The sequence below is a fragment of the Pedobacter nutrimenti genome (genome assembly GCF_032678445.1).
Taxonomy (GTDB): domain Bacteria; phylum Bacteroidota; class Bacteroidia; order Sphingobacteriales; family Sphingobacteriaceae; genus Pedobacter; species Pedobacter nutrimenti_A.
Genome location: NZ_JAVTSQ010000009.1, coordinates 297814 through 319984, shown reverse-complemented (window position 1 = coordinate 319984; position 22171 = coordinate 297814). Strand labels below are relative to the sequence as shown.

Below are 22171 nucleotides of genomic sequence, written 5' to 3'. Positions count from 1 at the left end.
TTTAAAAATGAAAAAATTTCATGGAACCGGTGTGGCATTGGTTACACCATTTAATGCAGATGGATCAGTAGATTTTGAAGGGTTGAAAAACCTGATCAACTATATGGTTCACGGAAAGGTAGACTATCTGGTATCTTTAGGTACTACAGGAGAAGCATCAACACTCAATAAGAACGAAAAGAAGAAGATCTGGGAATATACTGCTGAAATTAATAACGGTCGCCTTCCGCTTGTTGCTGGCATTGGCGGTAATGATACTGCAGAAGTAACCGAAAGCATCAGAACATTTGAAGTTAATGGTTATGATGCCATCTTATCTGCCAGCCCATATTATAACAAACCTACTCAGGAAGGCATTTACCAACATTATAAAGCAATTAGTGAAGCCAGCGCTTTACCAGTTTTGCTCTATAATGTACCAGGGAGAACAGGTAGTAATGTCAGTCCTGAAACGACTTGCAGACTGGCTTCAGATTTTAAGAATATCATTGGTACTAAAGAAGCTTCCGGCAGTTTTGATCAATTTAATCAAATCCTCCGTGACAAACCTGAAGGTTTTATGCTGATCTCCGGTGATGATCCTGTTGCTCTGCCTATGATGGCACTCGGAGCAGTTGGAGTTATTTCGGTCATCGGAAATGCGCTACCGAAGGCTCTTTCTGATATGATCAGACTATGCCTTCAAGGCGAATTTGCCCAGGCTACTCCTGCACATTTAAGCTTGATAGAGTTTACTCGTCTCGTGTTCGCAGAAGGTAATCCAGCTGGCGTAAAAACAGCTTTAAAATATCTTGATATTTGCGGAGACAAAGTAAGATTGCCTCTGGTTGGCGTTTCTACCGGATTGGAAGAACAAATAATTGCCCAGGTTAAAAAACTGATGGCTTAAAAAATAAACCGTATAAAAAAGGCCTTCAACAATTTGAAGGCCTTTTTTATGAGATACAAATCCGCAATTCTTATGCTTCTTTGTTCTTAGCTGCCTGAATTTCTAAACGGATGGCCTGAGCAAGGTTTTTAACGTCTTGTAATCCTTTTCTCACGCGTGTACCTGCAGCACTGTTTGCTTTGTTATAAAACTTGTCAGCGTCTGCTTCAAGACCGTTAATAAGGTCTTTCAATTCATTGAATTTCTCGATCTTTGCCATTTTTAATTCTTCTTTTAGGTTTTTAAGGTTAGGTTTATACTCTATTACTAAAGTAGCATGTTTATTTTAATAAAAAAACTTTTGGCACAAGAAATAAATCACCAAAATGCGCTTTTTTTCCACAATCAAGGCGGTTATTCACATATAGCCTCACAAAATCAACAACCAACAATCTAAAAATCAATACATTACAAAACTAATAGATACAAGAAAGGCCTTTAAACGTATTTAAAGGCCTTTCTTGTATGTTGTTAGAAACGGGTTACATTTCAAATTGATTTTCCTTATAATATCCGCTTTTCAATTTCTCGGCAACTTCACTAAAGGCATCAAGCGTCCGCTGTACATCCTCCAGTGTGTGAACGGCTGTAGGAATAAGTCTGAGCTCGATTAATCCTTTAGGGATAACCGGATAAACAACAATTGAACAAAAGATACCGTGGTTTTCTCTTAAGTCCATTGTTAAAGCGGTTGCTTCCAATAGTTCACCCTTTAAAAATACAGGCGTCACCATTGTATTGGTAATCCCCAAGTCGAAACCACGGTCACGTAAGCCCTTTTGTAGTGTAGTAGCTATATTCCAGAGTTTCTCTCTGAGTTCAGATTTTCCTTTAAGCAATTCCAGACGTTTCAATAAACCAATAACCATAGGCATAGGTAAGGCTTTTGCGAAAGTCTGTGACCGCATATTATAGCGCAGGAAATTGGTGATTTCTTCTGTAGAAGCTACAAAAGCCCCGATGCCAGCCATAGCCTTTGCAAAGGTCCCAAAATAAACATCCACTCCTTCAATACAATCTTGCTCTTCATGAGTTCCTGCACCCGTTTTACCCATAGTACCAAAACCATGTGCATCATCAATCAGCAATCTGAAATCAAATTCTTTTTTAAGATCTACAAGCTCTTTAAGTTTCCCCTGAGCACCAGACATACCAAAAACACCTTCAGTGATCAGCAGAATTCCTCCTCCACTTTGTTCAACCAGTTTTGTAGCACGCTCCAGTTGCTTTCTTGCACTTTCAATATCGTTATGTTTATAAACAAAACGTTTCCCCATATGGAGTCTCAAACCATCAATAATGCAGGCATGCGATTCCCCATCATAAACGATAACGTCATTACGGTCTACCAGGCTATCAATTATAGATACCATTCCCTGGTAACCAAAGTTCAACAAGAAAGCATCGGGTTTACCAACAAAAGCTGCCAGTTCCTGTTCCAGTTGTTCATGGTATTTAGAATTACCAGACATCATTCTGGCACCCATTGGATAGGCCATTCCAAAATCCGTTGCTCCTTTCTGATCGGCCTCCCTTACCTCAGGATGGTTGGCCAGACCAAGGTAATTATTCAGGCTCCATACCAAATGTTCTTTCCCCCTGAAGTTCATATGCGGCGCAATCTCTCCCTCTAATTTAGGGAAAGAGAAATAGCCATGTGACCATTTTTGGTGCTGCCCGATGGGGCCCATATGCTTCGCTATCTTTTCAAAAATATCCAATTCTATATGTTGTTAAGTTAACTTATTTTTTTTGCTGCAAATTTACTCAAATCATTTTTACGAGAAAAGCCTTAACAGTGGTTTTGCTAAGGCTTTCTTTTATTTCAGTTGTGTATTAATCAACATTATCGTGCAGAAACGAATTGTTTGGTCTGATCTCTGTAGTTCCATCCTCATCATTACTTAAGGTAAATCTGGAAACCTGGGACTCTGAAGAGTGCTGAACCTGTTGTAACTGCATCTGTTTACGTTTATAAGCTGGTTCATTCTCCAGCTCCTGTAAACCATTGGTGGTACGCAGTTTCATACTTAAATCCTTTAACCTCAAAATCCTCTCTTTGGATTTCTTTAACTGGTCTTCTATAGATTCATCATTTTTATCATCATCCAAACCTACTTCCTGTACAGGTTCAGGCTGTTGCTGAGAAACCGGTGTCCCAAAATTTGCCGCAGGGGTTTCAAAAACAAAATCTGTTTCGGCAAGCTTTATTTCAAACTCAAAACCTGATTCCTGCTGTGTTTCTGCCGAAGGTTTTTCTTCTTCAACAAGCGTATGTCTGATTACGGCATTTTCGGGTTCTTCAGTCTTTCTGGTCCTGTTTCCATTAAACAAATCTCCAAAAAGGTCAGATTGTTTAATTTCCTCTTTAGCCTTTAAAACGGGTTCGCTGGAAACCGGCTGGACCCTAGGCTCAATAAAAGAATTTACAGGTTCTACCGGTTTGATCAGAGGTGCCTCTTCTGGTGTCAGAAGAGAAATCTTCTTCACATTCTTCTTATCGTGCGCACGTTGTTCTGTAGTTTGGAAACCAGTGGCAATAATAGTTACAGATAATTTATCTTCCAGACTCTCATCAATACAGTTACCCCAAATCAGATCAGCAGAAAGACCCGCTTTGTCCTGAATATAGTCTGTAATAATAGTCACTTCGTCCATGGTTACTTCACGAACACCAGAACTGATATTTAACAAGATATATCTTGCCCCCTCAATTTCATTATCCTTCAATAATGGAGAAGCTAAAGCGCCTTCCACAGCTGTAAGAGCCCTGTTCTCACCATCGCAGGCAAAACTACCCATGATACAAACGCCACTGTCCTTCATTACGGTACGCACATCTTTAAAATCCACGTTAATGTATCCCGGAACAGTAATGATCTCAGCAATCCCTTTGGCCGCAGTCGTTAAAATATCATCTGCCTGGGCAAATGCAGACCCCAGAGTCAGGTTACCAAAGATTTCGCGCAGCCTGTCGTTAGAGATGACCAAGTAGGAATCCACGTATTTCTTCAGCTCATCCAATCCATCTTCCGCCTGCATTTTACGACGCTTTCCTTCAAAAGAGAAAGGCGTTGTAATAATCGCAACGGTAAGTATATCCAATTCTTTAGCAGCCTGAGCAATAATAGGGCTCGCACCTGTACCGGTACCTCCACCCATTCCTGCTGTGATGAACAACATTTTGGTTGTGCTGCCCAACATCTGCTTGATGTCGTCTATATTCTCAATAGCAGAGTTTTTGCCCACTTCAGGAATAGAGCCTGCACCCATTCCCTCCGTCAAACTTGCGCCCAGTTGCACCTTGTTTGGGATAGGACTAAATTCCAATGCCTGAGCATCGGTATTACAAATAATAAAGTCCACTCCAGTAATTCCTTGACGGTACATATGGTTTACCGCATTACCACCACCGCCACCAACACCAATAACCTTGATGATTGATGACTTATCTTTTAACATTTCGAACTGCATATCTTTATGAATCAGTTATTTAAAAATTAGCTGTACCTGTTCATCTCTCCTTGTAATATTAACACTTTTTTAACAGGCGTTTTCCACAATTGTTAGAAATGTGGAAAAATCATGTTTTGTGGAAAAATATTACGGTTTAATATAATCTTCATCGCTCACGTTCATATCATCTTTGATAAAGTCTTTAGTCTTAGCCAATAACTTATCAAAAAGTCCACCACCGCTCCGCTTACTTTTCTCTTTTACTTCCTGTTGCTTTTCTACGTAAACACCCGGCTGTTTCATTTCCTCAATCAGCTCTTCAGCCTTTTGAATTCCTTTGATCAGTAAACCCACACTAGTTGCATACATTGGACTTTTCAGATCATCATAAATCGTCTTCGGCATATCTTCATATTTGGACAAATGCTCGTTTGGATAGCCTACTCGGCAGTCCAATCCGGTTACATATTCCACCAACTGAGATAAATGCTTCAATAGAGCACCGCCCCCGGTAATCACAACCCCACCAATCAGTTTCTTCTCATAACCAGATGACTTGATTTCATAATAAACATGCTCTATGATTTCTTCCATACGGGCCTGGATCACATAAGCAAGGTTTTTTACAGAAATCTCTTTCGGTTCCCGGCCTCTTAATCCCGGCACACAGATGATCTCGTTTTCTTTGTTTTCTTCTGCAAGCGAAGAACCGAACCTGGTTTTTAACAGTTCTGCCTGGTTCCTCATTACAGAACAACCTTCACGTATATCCTCTGTTACACTGTTTCCACCAAATGGAATCACTGCCGTATGACGAATGATACCTTCATGGAAGATCGCAATATCTGTTGTACCACCGCCAATATCGACCAGAGCTATACCGGCTTCTTTTTCCTCTTCGCTCAACACCGATTCAGAAGAAGCCAGAGGCTCTAAAATTAATTCCTGTGTTTGCAGCCCCGCATTGGACACACATCGCATAATATTTTTAACCGCAGTCACCTGTCCGGATATGATGTGGAAATTCGCCTCCAAACGCACTCCCGCCATACCGATCGGATCTTTAACCCCCGGTTCATTGTCAATGGTAAACTCTTGCGGCAAAACATGGATGATCTCTTCTCCCGGGGGCATAACCAGTTTGAACATATCATCGATCAGCTTGTCGATATCTTTTTTACCTATTTCATTATTTAACTCTCTTCTTGTAAGGATTCCGCGGTGCTGAAGGCTCTTGATGTGCTGACCTGCAATACCAACATTCACCACACGTATCTCTACGTTGGACTGTCCGCTGGCTACCTCAACAGCTTGAGAAATGCCCTGGACTGTCTTTTGAATATTGGAGACCACACCGCGTGTTACGCCCGCAGATTCTGCTTTCCCTATACCCAGTACTTCAATTTTACCGTGTTGCGTCCTGCGACCGACGATCACACAGATCTTAGTAGTACCAATGTCAAGGCCTACTACTATTGGAGACTGCATGGTAGATTTTTCTTTGCCCATAACTATATTATTGATTGTTGAGTTTATTACTATTTGTTTTTCTTGGTATCTGTTTTAACTTTTGCTTTTACTGCCGGAGGTGGTTTTGCCCCTTCTTCCTGAAGAATAGCGTCCAACACCATAGAATCAATAACTTTCTTGGTTGCAGGAGCACTATCTCTCCGTATTTCGGGTGCTTTATATACTTTTGGAGCGAGTGAATCCAGCTTATTCCTTTCGCACACAATTTGATTCGTGTATTTAATATTAATTGTTTTATAGGTATCCCAGCCTACCTTAGGCATGGCTTTCTTATAAAATGTGAGCAAATTTCGCATCTTCACTTCCAGCGAATCTGCATTTCCTAAAATAATACGTTGATTGCCCACCCTTGGTACCAGTTCAATATCTTTCTTCTCATCTACAAAAATCTGCTCAATCTGTGCATCCCAAAGTGTATCACTTTTAATGAACAAAGCCGTCCTGTACAAATCCTGGGCCAATTGTGTTTTCAAGGTATCCAACCTACCACCAAAAGGTTCACTTATATTACCATTAGCAGCCAGTACATTTGCCGTGAAGTTTGCAGATACCGGCATTTTAAGGCCATTTCTATCAATATAAAAATCCTGACTACCTGCATTGATCACTCTCAAAATAGGTTGTCGTTGCTTGATTTCGATGTGAATCACCCCATCCATGTCCGCGTAAATTTTAGCAAAAGCGATATAAGGATTGGATTTAATTTTTTGCTCAATATCGTTCAGGTTAATGCCTTCCAGCTTTCTGCCAATTAATGTTCCCTGACTTTGCTTCAGGATCGCATCAATTTCTTCACGTTCTATAAAGTTATCAGCACCTGGAATTAAGATCTTCACATTGGTGCATTTCACGGTATGCTTCTTTACCCCCACAAAACTCATCAGTACAACTACCCCGGCCAGGCAAACTACCCAGGCCAGCCCCTTCAAAACCGATGTCCAATTGATCCTTTTAAGCATGGCTCAATATTGTTTTTAGAGGTTGTATGATCGTATCTATATCTCCGGCTCCGACAGTCAAAAGCAATTCGGGCTGTTTATTTTTAATCACATCCAGCACCTCAGCTTTTCGATAAAGTGCTTTTGATCCCAGGTCAATTTTATCCAGCAACATTTGTGAATCTATCCCCTCCAAAGGAAGCTCCCTTGCCGGATATATATCCAATAGTATCAAATCATCAGCGGTACCAAGAACCTGAGCAAAATCGTCTGCAAAATCTCTGGTACGGGTAAATAAATGTGGCTGAAAAATAACGGTTAGCTTCTTTTCCGGGTACAATTGTCTAACTGCATCAAAACAGGCCCTTAATTCTTCCGGGTGATGCGCATAATCATCAATATAAATATGCTCAGGAGAATTCACAATATATTCAAACCTTCTTTTCACGCCTTTAAAAGTAGCCACCGCCTCTTTTATTTTCTCAGGGTCAATCCCTAGTTTTAAAGCAATAGAAATGGCCGCAACCGCATTCTCCACATTGTGTTTACCAGGCAACATCAAACTCAGGCCATTGATATTCTGCGCCTCAGAATGATAATCAAACACAAAATGTGCCTGCTCAACCCTGATGTTTAATCCGCTTACATCAGCATATTTATCCAGACTATAGGTAATTCCATCAGTAATAGGCAGACCTGCTTTTACAAATAAAGTTCCCTCTGGTTTAAGCTGACTTGCAAATAAATGGAAGGACTCTTGCAAGCTTGAAGAATCTCCATAAATATCAAGATGATCAGCGTCCATAGAAGTAATTACTGCAAGGTCAGGATGAAGGGTTAAAAATGATCTGTCATACTCATCCGCCTCAACCACAACCACATGATTATCTCCTAAAAGAAAGTTACTGTTATAGTTGGTCGCTATTCCCCCCAAAAAAGCCGTACACCCAAAGCCGCTATGAGTCAGAATGTGAGCAACAATAGAAGAGGTTGTAGTTTTACCATGTGTACCCGCTACTGCAATGCAGAATTGTCCTTTACTGATGATTCCCAATACTTCGGAACGTTTCTTTAATGCGAATCCTCGTTGTTTGAAATAATGCATCAACACAGAATTCTTAGGAATGGCAGGAGTATATACAATTAAAGTATCTTCATGTTTTTCATGGAAACTGACCGGCAAAGCAGAATCATCATCCATGTAAGAAATTAAGATCCCTTCCCGCTCCAGATCGATAGTGAGATTGGTCCTGGTTTTGTCATAGCCGCAAACCAGGCAGCCACGCTTAGCAAAATAACGGGCAAGCGCACTCATTCCAATTCCTCCGATCCCTACAAAATATACCCTTTTTATTGCTTCCAGTTCCATTTAATTCGTTCTCCTTCCTGCTAACTTTAAAACTTCTCCCGCGATTTGTTCATCCGCTTCTGCCAAAGCCATTTTTCCTATGTTCAGCGATAATTCGGCACACTTCTCTGTATTCTTCAATAAAGACAGCGCCTCATCAACCAGGGTGTCTTCTGCTGAGTGATCGGTAATAATAATTGCCGCGTTGTTTTTTGCAAGCGCCAGTGCATTTTTAGTCTGATGGTCTTCTGCTACATTTGGCGAAGGCACCAGGATGACCGGCTTTTTTACAAGACAAAGCTCTGCAATAGTTCCTGCCCCAGCCCTGGAAATGATCACATCTGCCGCAGCGTAAGCCAGGTCCATTCTATTTAAAAATTCCAGGATCCGAACCTGAGGATAGGTATTCTCGCCCAAACGCTCAATAATTCCTTTATAATAGTATTTACCCGTTTGCCAGATCAGCTGAACATCCTGATCCAGGATTTCCTGTATATGTTTTTCTATACTTTTATTCAGTGTTCCCGCACCAAGGCTCCCACCCGTAACCAGAATGGTTTTCTTTAAAGGATCCAACTTCAGCAACTCTGCTCCTGCAAAATGTTTATTAAAAACATCAACGGCTTCTTTTCTCACCGGATTTCCTGTTTTAAGGATCTTCGATGCAGGGAAGAACTGATCCATATGGTCAAATGCCACACATATTTTTGCAGCCTTTTTTCCAAGCCATTTATTGGTTATTCCTGCATAAGAATTTTGTTCTTGTATCAAATAAGGAATACCCTTTAGAGATGCTGCATATAATAACGGTCCCGAAGCATATCCCCCGACCCCAACTACAACATCTGGTCTAAATTCAGAAATCAGTTTTAAAGCTTTATTTAAACTTCCGATCATCTTAAAAGGCAAAGAAAGATTTTTAAGTATCGAGCCCCGCTGCATGCCACTAATATTCAAGCCTACGATCTTATATCCGGCAGCCGGAACTTTCTCCATCTCCATACGGCCTGCTGCGCCAACAAATAAAATTTCACAGCCTTCCTCCATATGCTTAAGCGCATTGGCAATCGCAATCGCCGGGAAGATATGTCCTCCGGTTCCGCCACCTGAAATAATTATTCTTGTTGGTTCCATCTCTCTAAATATTACATTGCAGGAATCTCACCTACAATAACTTTGTTATTAATTTCTTCTTCAATATCCTTGCCCTTTTTACCATTTTCCTCAATATCCCTGCTTACACTTAAAATAATACCAAATGCAATACTGGTGAAGATCATGGATGTTCCCCCCATACTCACTAATGGCAACGGAACACCCGTAACAGGACCTAAACCAACCGCAACAGCCATATTGGCAAAAGCCTGAATAGTTAAACTAAAACTCAGCCCTGCTGCCAGTAAAGCACCAAATGCTTTAGGGCTTTGCGTGACAATCCGTATACACCGGTAAAGCAGGATCAGATAAAGCACAATAATGATCATTGCACCAAAAAGACCATATTCTTCAACAATGATGGCAAAAATAAAATCCGAATAAGGATGTGGTAAAAAGTTACGTTGTGTACTGTTTCCTGGTCCCTTTCCAAATACACCTCCTGCAGCCAGTGCAATTTTTGCCTGATCAGCCTGATAAGTTTTATCAGAATGCTGCATCTCGGGATGTAAAAAGGTATTGATCCTTGATTTGTAGGTTTCTCTTCTTGGGCCTAAAAATGCCACAAGCAACAATAAAACAAAGCCACCTGCACATACAATGGAGATTTGTTTAATACTTATTCTTCCAATGATCAGCAACAATATACTTACCCCAAACAACATAAGTGCAGTAGAAAGGTTAGCAAGCGCGATGAGCACAAAAACTACGCAAACAGAAGCCATAATAGGCATAAAAGCCTTTTTAACGTCTTTTATATTCTCCTGTTTTCTGGTGAGCATACGCGCCAGAAAAGTAATCAATGCCAATTTCGCTAAATCGGAAGTCTGAAAAGTCAAACCAATAATCGGAATCTTTACCCATCTGGAGGCATCATTCAGATTTGTTCCGAAAATAAGGGTATAAAACAGCAGCGGAATAGTTATGATCATCAATACTTTAGAAATTCCCGCATAATATTTATAGTCCAGCAAATGCGCAATATAGATCATACCAATCCCCATCACCACAAAGATCAGGTGCTTGGTGAGCAGGAGTTTCTCCACAGTCTTCCCTTGTTTATAGGCCAGTGTACCTGTTGCACTATAAACGGCAAGTATAGAGATCAGCGACAACAGGATAATGATCAGCCAGATCCATCTGTCTCCCTTGGTTTTTTCTAAAAGCGTCTGAACAGCAGTCATATCTTTATAGTTCTTTCACGGCCATCTTAAATTGATTTCCACGGTCTTCATAATTTTTAAACAAATCAAAACTTGCACATGCAGGAGACAACAATACAGTATCTCCCTTTTTAGCCAGGTGATAGGCCACCTGCACAGCCTCGTGTGCAGAAAATGTATTAACAATCACTTCAACCTCACCTTCAAAAGCCTCGTGTATACGTTTATTGTCTTTACCCAGGCATATAATTGCCTTAACTTTATCCTGCACCAATTCCCGAAGCATTTCATAGTCATTACCTTTGTCTACGCCCCCCATGATAAGAATTACCTGCGGATTCACACTTTCAAGGGCATACCACGTAGAGTTTACATTGGTTGCCTTTGAATCGTTGATATAATCAACACCAGAGATCTTGGCCACATGCTCCAGCCGATGTTCGATATTCTTGATATCGCCCATACTTTCGCGAATGGTTGCATTCCGGATATCCAGCACTTTGGCTACGATTCCTGAAGCCATAGAGTTGTAGATGTTGTGCTTGCCTTGCAAGGCTAAATCTGAAATAGACATGGTTAGTTGATCCTCTTGGTTTATATTGATGTGTAAGTTGTTCCCTTCTAAGTAGGCACCCTCCTCAATTTTTTTACGGATAGAAAAAGGGTATTGTCTGGACTCGACCTTTGTGTTTTTTAAAACTTTCAGGGTTTCCTCATCATCTGCACAATAAATGAAGTAATCCTCAGCAGTCTGATTCCGAACGATCCTCATTTTAGATGCAGCATAATTAGCCAGTTTATACTCATAGCGATCCAGATGATCCGGAGTAATATTTAGCAGCACAGCGATATCTGCTTTAAACTGGTACATGTCGTCGAGCATAAAACTAGAAATCTCCAGTACATACCAGTCAAAATTTTCTGTCGCTACCTGCGCTGCGAAGCTATTGCCAATATTACCAGCGAGTCCAACATTTAATCCGGCCTTCTTCAGAATATGATAGGTAAGCATAGTCGTTGTTGTCTTTCCATTAGAGCCCGTTATACAAACAGTTTTAGCCTGTGTATACCGTTTTGCAAACTCTATTTCAGAAATTACCGGAACCCCCTTAGCCCTTAGTTGCTTTACCAGAGGTACTGTTCCTGGAATACCGGGACTCTTGATCACCTCTGCAGCATTCAGTATCAACTCTTCCGTATGTTGTTTCTCTTCATAGGACACGCCCAGATCCTCCAGCATCGTTTTGTAGCGCTCGGCAATAGGTCCAAGATCAGATACAAAAACGTCAAACCCCTGCTTCCTGGCAAGGATTGCTGCACCTACTCCACTTTCTCCTGCCCCTAAAATTACGATCCTTTGCTTTTCCATTATCTTACTTTTAAGGTTACAATAGTGATAATAGCCAGCAAAATACTGATGATCCAGAAACGGGTTACAATCTTAGCTTCATGATAGCCTTTTTTCTGGTAATGGTGATGTAAAGGAGACATTAAAAAGACCCTTCGGCCTTCCCCAAAACGCCTTTTTGTATATTTAAAATAACTAACCTGTATCATCACAGAGAGTATTTCAATCAGAAACACACCACAAAGCACAGGGATCAGCCATTCTTTTCTGATCATAATAGCAAAGGCTGCTATGATGCCACCGATAGCCAAACTTCCTGTATCTCCCATAAATACCTGGGCAGGATAAGAATTGTACCACAAGAAGCCAACACAGGCGCCCACAAAAGCACCGGCAAAAATCATCAGCTCTCCCGAATTCGGGATATACATAATATTCAGGTAATCTGCAATTACTGTATTACCAGAAACATAAGCCAATAAACCAAGCGTAATACCTATAATGGCAGAGGTCCCCGTGGCCAGACCATCAATTCCATCTGTAATATTGGCACCATTAGATACGCCGGTAATGATCACCACAGTAAACAACAAAAATACAGCTAGTGCATATTTCTCATAACCCTTTCCTGTGAATTTCAATACTTTGGCATAATCAAATTCATTCTTTTTATAGAAAGGAACGTTCGTCTTTGTAGATTTTACATCCTGGGTATAATAGTAACTCCCACCTTTTTCTCTTAATATAATTGGAGCAGTAGAAGTTGGTTTTTCAGTATCTGAAACGGTTTGACGGACCACAATATTTGGATTAAAATACATGGTATAACCAATAATTAACCCCAAGCCAACTTGTCCAACAATCTTAAACTTGCCGGCAAGCCCTTCTTTGTTTTTTCTGAAGACTTTAATATAATCATCCAGAAAACCTACAGCTCCCATCCAGACTGTGGTTACAATCATTAAAATGACATATACGTTGGTCAAATTAGCCAATAACAATGTAGGAACTAAAATACCTAATAAAATAATAAGCCCCCCCATCGTTGGTGTGCCCTGCTTTTGCATTTGACCTTCCAACCCAAGGTTTCTGACCGTTTCCCCTACCTGCTTTTTTTGCAGGTAATTGATCAGCCTTCTACCATACACAGTCGTAATGATCAGGGAAATAATAATGGCAAGCGAAGTCCTGAAGGTAATGTATTGAAACAACCTTAATCCGGGGATATCATAATGCTGACGAAGATATTCTGATAAATGGTATAACATTAGCTAATGAGGTTTAGTTGTTCCAATAATATTTCCTTATCATCAAAATGATGTCTAACACCATTTATTTCCTGGTATTTTTCATGGCCTTTTCCAGCAAGCAGGATGATATCTCCTGGCTTAGCCAAATGACAGGCTGTTTTTATGGCTTCTTTTCTATCAACTATAGTCAGTGTTTTACGTCTGTTTGTTGGTGAAACGCCGGCCTCCATATCCTGCACAATAGAAAGCGGATCCTCAGTTCTCGGATTATCAGAAGTCAGAATTACTTTATCGCTCCAGTCACAAGCCACCTGCGCCATAATCGGACGTTTGGTTTTATCCCTGTCGCCACCACAGCCAATAACAGTAATGACCTGCTCTGTCCCCTTTCTAATGTCGTGAATGGTACTCAATACATTCTGTACAGCATCAGGGGTATGCGCATAATCCACAATGCCAATAATATTGAGTTTATTGCTCACATAGTCAAAACGTCCCTCAGCACCGGTAAGATTACTTAACAGTGTCAAAACATTAAATTTGTCCTCACCCAACAAAACAGCCGTTCCATATACAGCCAATAAGTTGTAAGCATTAAAAGAACCTACGAGCTTAAAGAAAACATCTACATGATCAATATCCAGATTTAACCCGCTAAATTTATTTTCAATAATTCTTGCTTTAAAATCGGCCAATTGCTTTAAAGCATATGTTTTCTTTAAAGCTTTGGTGTTTTGCAGCATAACCATCCCATTTTTATCATCGGCGTTGGTTAATGCGAAGGCCGATTTAGGCAAAGCATCGAAAAATGCCTTTTTGGCCTTCAGATAATTCTCAAATGTTTTATGAAAATCCAGATGATCATGTGTAATATTAGAGAACACTCCGCCTGTAAAGTCCAGGCCTTCAATTCTATGTTGAGCAACTGCATGAGAACTTACTTCCATAAAGCAAAAGTCACATCCGCTACGCACCATCTTCTGCAACAACTCATTCAATGCAATTGGATTCGGCGTGGTATGTGTCGCCGGAATAATCTCCTCGTTAATCTGGTTCTGAACAGTTGAAATCAGGCCTACATTATAGCCCGAAGCCCTGAACAATTTAAACAACAATGTAGCAATGGTTGTCTTGCCATTCGTCCCTGTAATTCCAATCAGCTTTAATCCGGCTGAAGGATGCTCATAAAAATTAGATGCCGCTTTGCCTAAAGCAATATGCGAATCCTCTACCTGTATATAGGTTATTCCTTCTTTTAATTCCGATGGCATCTCCTCGCAAACAATCACCTCTGCACCTGCCTCAACAGTTTGGGCAATATAGGAATGTCCGTCAGACAATGTTCCTTTAATAGCGAAGAATACAGATCCTTTCGCCACCTGACGGGAATCAAATGTTAGCGCACTAACTTCCCTGTTGGTTAATCCAACCAGTTCTGTTATAGCTACTCCATATAATATTTCCTGCAACTGCATTTTATTTCAATTCTATTTGTACTGATAATCCTTTTCCAATTTTACTTCCCGCGGGAATCGATTGACTCACCACTTTTCCACTGCCCTTAACCTGAGCCTTCAATCCAGCATTACCAATTAAGTATAATGCATCCTTTAAGCCCATGCCATTTACATTAGGCATTGCACCCTTAACCGCACTGTATTCCTCATAAACAACCCCATTACTGGTATCAACACTATTGAAATAGTCTGATTTGGCAGCGTACAAGGCCTTAATACCAAAAGCATTATATACCCTTTTAACATCTTTGGTCTGTCCTGACTTTGCTTCCGGACTTTTTGTATTGCCAACCAACCGATCTGAAACTTCATTATACATTTGCATGTCACTGGCATAAATCCGGTCTGCAATTTCTCTGAAAGGAGGACCTGCAACCAATGCCGCATAATAGCTGCCTTTAGGATCATTAATGACTACAATTAAAGAATACTTAGGATGATCTGCCGGGAAATAACCACAAAAAGAAGATTGATATTGCTTTTTAGCTTTATAACCTTTATTGCCGTCTGCTACCTGTGCAGTACCTGTTTTACCCGCAATTCTAAAAAAAGGAGAAGCTAAACTCTTTCCGGTTCCCTCTGTAAACACACCTTCCAGCAATGCATGCATTTTTTCCAGGGTTTCATCAGAACAAATCTTGGGATTAACAACACGGGCTTTAAACTGCTCTATAGGATTTCCTAGCCTCCTGATCTCTTTCACAAAGATTGGCGCAACGTATTTTCCATTATTAGCAATAGCATTGTAGAAAGAAAGCATCTTTAAAGGTGTTAACTGCATTTCATAACCGTAAGCCATCTGAGGCAAGGTCAAATTCTTATTCCAGCTTTTGTTTTTCGGATTTTTAACTACAGGCTGCGCTTCTCCAGGAATCTGAAGGCGTAATTTCTCATTTAAGTGCCAGTCATACAAATGATCCGTAAACTGAGCCTGATTCTCCTTGTAATGTTGATCCACCATTTGAGCAATAGCCGCATTAGAAGATTCTTCAAATGCCTTTTTCACCGTAACTACACCAATACTACCATGGGAGTCCTTAATCAAATGTCCCGGAACTTTATAGTTACCAGTAGCCACAAGCGTATTGGTATCTACTTTTTTATCTTCCAGCAAGGCCATATAGGATGCCACTTTAAATGTCGAACCCGGATCCTGGTTTCCAGCAATGGCATAATTAAAAGTTTCCTTGTACTCTCCTTTAGCTACTCTGGTGAAATTAGCTACTGCACGTACTTCACCTGTAGCTACCTCCATTAAGATCACACAACCGTGATCTGCATCGCTCGCAATCAATTGCTTTTCCAAAGCACTTTGAGCAAGATCCTGCATATTAATATCTATAGTAGATATAATATCCGCGCCTTCTTTCGGTGCGATCTCTGCCTCATCGTTCACAGGCATCCAAACCCCTCCGGCAATACGCTGCACTAATCTCTTTCCACTTTCTCCATTTATATAATTGCCAAAAGTCCCCTCCAGACCAACACCATTGGCTACATTCTCATTCTTATATCCAATAGTTCTTGCAGCGAGAGATTTAAACGGCAGAATCCTTTTGTTCTGCTGAATAGCGATCAATCCACCGCTATATTTACCTATATTAAATAGAGGAAATGTCCGGATGGTCTTTAGATCCTGATAATTCACCTTACGTTTAATCAAAAGATAACGAACACTATCCTGTCTCGCTGACCGCAGGTATCTTGAATATTCTTTAGGCGTTTTATCGCCAAAAAACTGTGACAGTCGCAAGGCCAGTGAATCCACCTTTCCATTAAAAACATCCCGGTCTTCTATCCCCCCGGCATACAGGTCCATTCTAAGTTCGTATTCAGGAACAGAGGTAGCCAGCAAGCTCCCGTCATTAGAATAAATATTACCTCGTGCCGCCTCCACATTGACATACTTTGTAGAGAGACTGTCGGCCATGGCACGCCACTTATGTCCCTCCACAAACTGTACATCGCATAGCCTGATCAGTACTGCCACGGCAAACAGTACAATCAGGCCAAAAGCCAGATAAACACGCAATAATATGTTCGCTCTAATGTTCATCGTTACCTACTACAATTTTTTTCGGCGGCGCCGTTAATTCTTTTATACCAAGAGTATCTACCTTTTTAGCAACTTCCGTCAGTTTACTTTTAAACATCAGATCTGCTTTTAAAGACTTATACTCCCAGCTTAATTCTTTTACTTCTTTATTTAATTTATCTATACTTCTTATATTCTTCACAGCCATATGACTGTTTGCTATGTACAGCATACACAAAAAGGATATAAACAACAAAAACGGCAACATCTCCGTTGCAGCTTCCTTGGTCACTACGCCTTCGGTAAAAAGCTTTGTAAAAAACGTCCTTCCACTTTCCGGATTTTTTACCTTTTCCTTTTTCACCTTCAACACCGGCTCTTCTTCCGGTTCTGGCTCTTCTTCCTCTATATCTTCTCTGAAGCGGTTACTCATATTCTTTCTCCGATTCTAAGTTTTGCACTTCTGGATCTGGTATTCCTGATCAACTCTTCTTCATCTGCCATAATCGCTTTTCGGGTAATCACATTAAAAGGCTTTTGCTGATTTCCATAAAAGTCCTTTTCTACCTCCCCTCTAAACTTCCCTTTTGCAATAAAATTCTTTACAGGCCTGTCTTCCAGCGAATGGTATGACATCACCACCAGGCGGCCGCCAGGCTTTATGACATCTGCCGTTTGCTCCAGAAAACGCTCCAACACATCAATCTCTCCATTCACTTCAATACGCAAGGCCTGAAAAACCTGTGCCATATATTTATGCTCTTTCCCTTTAGGAATGTGAGCCGAAATCGCTTTTTTAAATTCAGCAAGAGTTATAATTGGCGCCGATGCCCTTGCAGTAACAATAGTCCTGGCTAAGGATTTTGCATTTTTCACCTCACCATAGATTCCAAATATTTTATGCAAATCTTCCTCTGCATAAGTATTCAGAACATCCGCTGCCGTCAACTTTCCCTGCTTATCCATCCTCATATCCAGAGAAGAATCAAAACGGGTAGAAAAACCTCTTTCAGGCTCGTTGAATTGATGGGAAGAAACACCAAGATCTGCAAGAATGCCGTCCACCTGTCTGTACCCCAACAATCTCAGATTATTTTTCAAAAAAGCAAAGTTCTGATCCACAAACAAAAACCTTGGATCATCAATTTTATTCCTTTGAGCATCAGGATCCTGATCAAATGCAATCAATACCCCATTTTTTCCTAACTTTTCAAGGATTGCCCTGGAATGCCCACCACCACCAAAAGTAACATCTACATAAACCCCATCAGGCTTAATATTTAAACCATCAAGGCAAGCCTCCAGCATTACAGGAACATGATAATTACTTTCCATCATCCCTCCTATTCTTATTGCCCATCACTTCTTCAGCCAGACTTGCAAAATTTTCCGGTTCCTGATCAAATAAAGCATCGTAAGCTGTTTTAGACCAAACCTCTATCTTATCAAACTGGCAAGCCAGCACCAATTCTGTATTGATAGAAATCCCTACTGATTCCAGTAATGACTTTGGAAGGTTTACTCTTCCTGTCGCATCCAGGTTTAGTTCTGTCGCCCCTCTGGTGAAGTAACGGATAAACTCCCTGTTTTTCTGCTCATAAGGATTTAATCTACTCAAATCTTCCACTATTCCCTCCCACACTTTTTTCGGATAGATCACCAGGTGTTTTTCAAAACCTCTGTTAACAACCAATCCCTCCTGCTCAACATTAGGCAATTGTTTCTTTAGATTCGAAGGGACCATCAGCCGGCCTTTCGCATCTAACTTACAATCAAATTCTCCTAACAATTGAACCATTATAATATGTACACTTTTTATGTAGTGTAAAAATAGGTACTTCTACCACTTTTTACCACATTCTACCACAAAAAGTTTTCAACATAGGTGTTTTTTACCATTTTCTTCTATTTTAGCCCCTTACAAGGCCATATAGCAAGTGGTAAAAACAAACAGGCATTCCGGTTTTTCCGAAATGCCTGTAATAAATATCTCTGACCATCAGATCAATTTAACAAAAAGTATATCTTGACAGGTTAAGAATTAATTGCCTTTACACCAGGCAATTCCTTTCCTTCCATATATTCCAGCAGTGCACCACCACCAGTAGACACATAACTCACCTGATCTTCCAGATTAAATTTGGCAATTGCAGCAGCAGAGTCGCCACCCCCTATTAGAGAAAAAGCACCATTATCCTGCGTTGCAGCAACAACTGCATCCGCAATAGCACGTGTTCCATGAGCAAAATTATCCATTTCAAAAACACCCATAGGACCATTCCAAAGCAATGTCTTAGAGTTTTTTACGATTTCAGAAAACAATGCAATGGTTTTTGGACCAATATCCAAGCCCATCCAATCCTGAGGAATCTGTCCAGAATCTACATCTTTCTTTTGAGCCTCATTATCAAACTTATCCGCAATAACAGTATCCACAGGCAAAACAAGATTAACACCCTTTGCCTTCGCTTTTTCCATCAATTCTAAACACAATGCCATCCGGTCTTCTTCAAGAAGTGAGGTACCGATCTCACCACCCTGCGCTTTAGCAAAAGTATAAGCCATACCGCCACCAATAATCAGGTTATCAACCTTTTCCAGCAAACTCTCAATCAACAGGATTTTATCTGAAACTTTAGCACCACCCATAATAGCGGTAAAGGGCTTAACAGCTCCGTGATTTACTTTCTCGGCATTTTTCAACTCTTCAGCCATCAGGTAACCAAAGTACTTCGCATGAGGAAAAAACTCAGCAACAATTGCTGTAGAAGCATGAGCACGATGAGCTGTACCAAAAGCGTCATTCACATAAACATCACCTAGCTTAGCTAATTTCCCGGCAAAATCACGATCTCCTTTTTCTTCTTCTTTATAAAAACGAAGGTTTTCCAATAACAACACTTGCCCCGGCTCCAGATTTTTTGCTTTCTGAATAGCCGATTCACCAATGCAATCATCGGCAAATTTCACTTCCAGATCAAGCATCCTGGAAAGATCGCCAAGAATATGCTTTAAAGAATATTTATCCTCAGGACCACCCTTTGGTCTGCCCAAATGAGACATCAATATCACAGCGCCACCATCATTTAGAATTTTGTTAATAGTAGGCAATGCGGCACGCATCCTTTTATCATCTGTAATATTAAAATCCTTATCCAAAGGCACATTGAAATCCACCCTTACAAGAGCCTTTTTATCATTAAAATCACATTGGTCTATTGTCTTCATATCCTATTTAAGTTGTACATCATATTAAAGTGCATACCTATTCCCGGGACCTCAAATTCATCAGAGATCAATTCAAATCCCTGTTTTTTATAGAAGCCAACCGCAGAACTGCGTGCGTTGCACCAAATATAAGAAGCATTCTCAGCTATTAGCTTATCTATTGCAAAATTTATAATTTGAGCGCCATAACCCTTACCTGCAAAATCAGGATCTGTTGCCATTCCTCGCAAGCGATGGCCACCCGGCCCCTGATCCGGATAATCTTCAGGAAAGAACGTGGCAATACACACCAACTTTTCCATCACAAATTTCCCAAGATGAAACCCTTCGCCATCAGTAGGAAAAATGCATTCAACCTCAGGCGCGCCATTTCTAAGCACAGTACTCCTTAGCGATAGCGTATCTCTATCGGTAATTAATTTAATCATAAAGTTCAGCCATTTTTAAAACCAGATCCACCAGTCTCGCAGAATAACCAGATTCATTATCGTACCAACCAACAACCTTAACCAGATCCCCAACAATGGAAGTCAACTGGGCATCAAAAATACAGGAATGAGGATTATCTAAAATATCAACCGAAACGATCGGATCCTCTGTATATTCCAGAATAGCACTCATCTCATTTTCAGAAACCTTCCTGAAAGCTGCATTAATTTCTTCAATAGTTGTAGGATTTTTTAAAATACAAGTAAAATCAGTCAAAGAACCATTTAAAACCGGTACTCTGATCCCAGCGCCACCGAGCTTTCCATCCAAATGCGGAAAAATATGCGTAATCGCCTTCGCTGCCCCTGTAGAAGTCGGTATGATAGAAGCAGAAGCTGCACGTGCCCTTCTTAAATCTTTATGAGGCGCATCATGTAAATTCTGATCCCCCGTCATCGAATGTACGGTTGTAATATAGCCATCTAATATTCCCCAATTATCGTCCAGCACTTTCACCATTGGCGCTACATTATTGGTCGTACAGGAGGCATTAGAAAGCACTTCTGCCCGCAGATCAATTTCCTGATCATTTACACCAAGTATCACCATTGGAATGTCTTTATCTGAGGCAGGTGCTGAAATCAATACCTGTTTTGCCCCAGCCTGCAAGTGCAATGAAGCCGTTGCCCTGGAAGTATGTTTGCCAGTAGACTCCAAAACCAGATCTATCTCCAATTCAGCCCAAGGCAGCTCTTTTGCGTTGGGATTGGAATAGACAAGAATTCTTTTACCATTAATGATCAGTGCCTCTTTGTCAAAAGACACTTCACCTTTAAACCCACGGTGTACAGTGTCATACTTAAACAGATGAGCAAGGGTTGCAGGGTCTGCCAGGTCATTGATCGCGGCAATGTCAACGCCCCTTTCTATTGCCGTACGTAGGAAAATACGCCCGATCCTACCAAAACCATTTATCGCTATCTTCATGAATACAGTTAATTTTTCCGCAAAAGTACCTATATTCTACCTAGGTAGGTTAGTTATTTCTAATTATGTCTTTTTAGTAGAAAAACTGCTTAATTTTTCTAAGCTTTTTACAAATTGTAACCAGTACAGGCCAGCGAAATCTATGCAGTAACAGTGATCTGTAGTCGTAAATACAAGCCAATAAGAACGGCATCATCCCTGCATTACTCATTCCTCCTTTACGCATTTTCACCAGTAAATGATCAATATACACCATACTCGTTCCATAGGTAGAAAACAACCTCAGAATAAATTCATAGTCTGCTGAAGTACCAAAATCCATCGAATAATTGCCGCACCGACCATACAGTTCTTTGTACAGGTATAAAGTAGGATGTGGAGGCATCCATCCTCTTTTGAGTTTTTGCAGGCTAAAATCTCCGGGTCTCCAGCTTCTGACTACTCTTTCGATATTTTTCCTGTCCGTATACTTTAAATTCCCATATACCCCATCACACGATGTTGCCGCAAAATAATGAACAACCATGGAGATCGTTCCAGGTTCTGCAATAATATCGTCCGCATTCAGTATCCCTATAATATCTCCCGTAGCCAGGGCAATCCCCTTATTAAGCCCGTCATAGAACCCCTGATCTTTTTGGCTGACAAAGACGTGAATACGATCCTGGTACTGTTGAATAACATCCAATGTACCATCCGTAGAGCCCCCATCTATGACAACATACTCGATTTCAGAATAATCCTGTCCGATAACGGATAGAATACAATCGCCAATGTAATCTCTACAATTTAAAACAACACTTACTATACTAACTTTCATTTATTATTAATAGTTTTGCTTTAAATATAAATATTAAAA

Annotated in this window: 20 protein-coding genes; 1 reads left to right on the top strand and 19 read right to left on the bottom strand. The window is 40.5% G+C overall.

Going from position 1 to position 22171, the window contains the following annotated elements; genetic code table 11:
• The first annotated feature begins 7 nt into the window (after positions 1-7).
• Positions 8-889, top strand: a complete 882-nt coding sequence (gene dapA, locus R2S08_RS18090; protein ID WP_316836444.1) for a 4-hydroxy-tetrahydrodipicolinate synthase — start codon at positions 8-10, stop codon at positions 887-889.
• Positions 890-959: 70 nt separating this feature from the next.
• Here dapA and R2S08_RS18085 read toward each other — a convergent pair whose 3' ends face one another.
• From R2S08_RS18085 to R2S08_RS17995, 19 genes are all read right to left on the bottom strand, one after another.
• Positions 960-1148 carry a histone H1 gene (locus R2S08_RS18085; protein ID WP_108555803.1) on the bottom strand — a complete coding sequence of 63 codons (189 nt, stop codon included), beginning with the start codon at positions 1146-1148 and terminating at the stop codon, positions 960-962.
• Between the two features lie 262 nt (positions 1149-1410).
• Positions 1411-2649 (bottom strand): aminotransferase class I/II-fold pyridoxal phosphate-dependent enzyme, encoded by a 1239-nt coding sequence (locus tag R2S08_RS18080; RefSeq protein WP_316836443.1) that lies wholly within the window; start codon positions 2647-2649, stop codon positions 1411-1413.
• A gap of 115 nt (positions 2650-2764) precedes the next feature.
• Positions 2765-4402 carry a cell division protein FtsZ gene (gene ftsZ / locus R2S08_RS18075; protein WP_133780155.1) on the bottom strand — a complete coding sequence of 546 codons (1638 nt, stop codon included), beginning with the start codon at positions 4400-4402 and terminating at the stop codon, positions 2765-2767.
• Positions 4403-4531: 129 nt separating this feature from the next.
• Positions 4532-5893, bottom strand: coding sequence for a cell division protein FtsA (ftsA, locus tag R2S08_RS18070; protein WP_133780154.1), 1362 nt, complete (start codon positions 5891-5893; stop codon positions 4532-4534).
• A 29-nt stretch (positions 5894-5922) separates the two neighbouring features.
• Positions 5923-6873, bottom strand: a complete 951-nt coding sequence (locus tag R2S08_RS18065) for a cell division protein FtsQ (protein WP_316836442.1) — start codon at positions 6871-6873, stop codon at positions 5923-5925.
• On the bottom strand, positions 6866-8221 hold the full coding sequence (murC, locus tag R2S08_RS18060; RefSeq protein WP_316836441.1) for a UDP-N-acetylmuramate--L-alanine ligase: 1356 nt from the start codon (positions 8219-8221) through the stop codon (positions 6866-6868). The genes R2S08_RS18065 and murC overlap by 8 nt, the downstream gene beginning before the upstream one ends.
• Positions 8222-9334: an undecaprenyldiphospho-muramoylpentapeptide beta-N-acetylglucosaminyltransferase gene (gene murG, locus R2S08_RS18055; RefSeq protein WP_316836440.1), complete on the bottom strand. Its 1113-nt coding sequence runs from the start codon at positions 9332-9334 to the stop codon at positions 8222-8224.
• A gap of 11 nt (positions 9335-9345) precedes the next feature.
• Positions 9346-10539: an FtsW/RodA/SpoVE family cell cycle protein gene (locus R2S08_RS18050; RefSeq protein ID WP_316836439.1), complete on the bottom strand. Its 1194-nt coding sequence runs from the start codon at positions 10537-10539 to the stop codon at positions 9346-9348.
• A 4-nt stretch (positions 10540-10543) separates the two neighbouring features.
• The gene (gene murD / locus R2S08_RS18045; protein ID WP_316836438.1) at positions 10544-11887 is read right to left on the bottom strand and encodes a UDP-N-acetylmuramoyl-L-alanine--D-glutamate ligase; all 1344 of its coding nucleotides are present in this window, start codon (positions 11885-11887) and stop codon (positions 10544-10546) included.
• Positions 11887-13134, bottom strand: a complete 1248-nt coding sequence (gene mraY, locus R2S08_RS18040) for a phospho-N-acetylmuramoyl-pentapeptide-transferase (protein ID WP_133780148.1) — start codon at positions 13132-13134, stop codon at positions 11887-11889. The genes murD and mraY overlap by 1 nt, the downstream gene beginning before the upstream one ends.
• Positions 13134-14591 (bottom strand): UDP-N-acetylmuramoyl-L-alanyl-D-glutamate--2,6-diaminopimelate ligase, encoded by a 1458-nt coding sequence (locus tag R2S08_RS18035; RefSeq protein WP_316836437.1) that lies wholly within the window; start codon positions 14589-14591, stop codon positions 13134-13136. The genes mraY and R2S08_RS18035 overlap by 1 nt, the downstream gene beginning before the upstream one ends.
• Before the next feature lies 1 nt (position 14592).
• Positions 14593-16689 (bottom strand): penicillin-binding protein, encoded by a 2097-nt coding sequence (locus R2S08_RS18030; RefSeq protein ID WP_133780146.1) that lies wholly within the window; start codon positions 16687-16689, stop codon positions 14593-14595.
• Positions 16679-17101 carry an FtsL-like putative cell division protein gene (locus R2S08_RS18025; RefSeq protein WP_133780145.1) on the bottom strand — a complete coding sequence of 141 codons (423 nt, stop codon included), beginning with the start codon at positions 17099-17101 and terminating at the stop codon, positions 16679-16681. Before R2S08_RS18025 ends, R2S08_RS18030 begins: the two co-directional genes overlap by 11 nt.
• Positions 17098-18003: a 16S rRNA (cytosine(1402)-N(4))-methyltransferase RsmH gene (gene rsmH / locus R2S08_RS18020; protein ID WP_316836502.1), complete on the bottom strand. Its 906-nt coding sequence runs from the start codon at positions 18001-18003 to the stop codon at positions 17098-17100. Before rsmH ends, R2S08_RS18025 begins: the two co-directional genes overlap by 4 nt.
• A complete protein-coding gene (gene mraZ / locus R2S08_RS18015; RefSeq protein WP_316836436.1) occupies positions 17993-18466 on the bottom strand; it encodes a division/cell wall cluster transcriptional repressor MraZ in 474 nt (157 codons plus the stop codon). Before mraZ ends, rsmH begins: the two co-directional genes overlap by 11 nt.
• A 236-nt stretch (positions 18467-18702) precedes the next feature.
• Positions 18703-19896, bottom strand: a complete 1194-nt coding sequence (locus R2S08_RS18010; RefSeq protein WP_316836435.1) for a phosphoglycerate kinase — start codon at positions 19894-19896, stop codon at positions 18703-18705.
• Positions 19893-20324, bottom strand: a complete 432-nt coding sequence (locus R2S08_RS18005) for a GNAT family N-acetyltransferase (RefSeq protein WP_316836434.1) — start codon at positions 20322-20324, stop codon at positions 19893-19895. The genes R2S08_RS18010 and R2S08_RS18005 overlap by 4 nt, the downstream gene beginning before the upstream one ends.
• Positions 20317-21312, bottom strand: a complete 996-nt coding sequence (gene gap / locus R2S08_RS18000) for a type I glyceraldehyde-3-phosphate dehydrogenase (RefSeq protein WP_316836433.1) — start codon at positions 21310-21312, stop codon at positions 20317-20319. Before gap ends, R2S08_RS18005 begins: the two co-directional genes overlap by 8 nt.
• Positions 21313-21385: 73 nt before the next feature.
• Complete coding sequence (locus R2S08_RS17995) at positions 21386-22132, bottom strand: glycosyltransferase family 2 protein (protein WP_316836432.1); 747 nt, start codon at positions 22130-22132, stop codon at positions 21386-21388.
• Positions 22133-22171 lie beyond the last annotated feature (39 nt).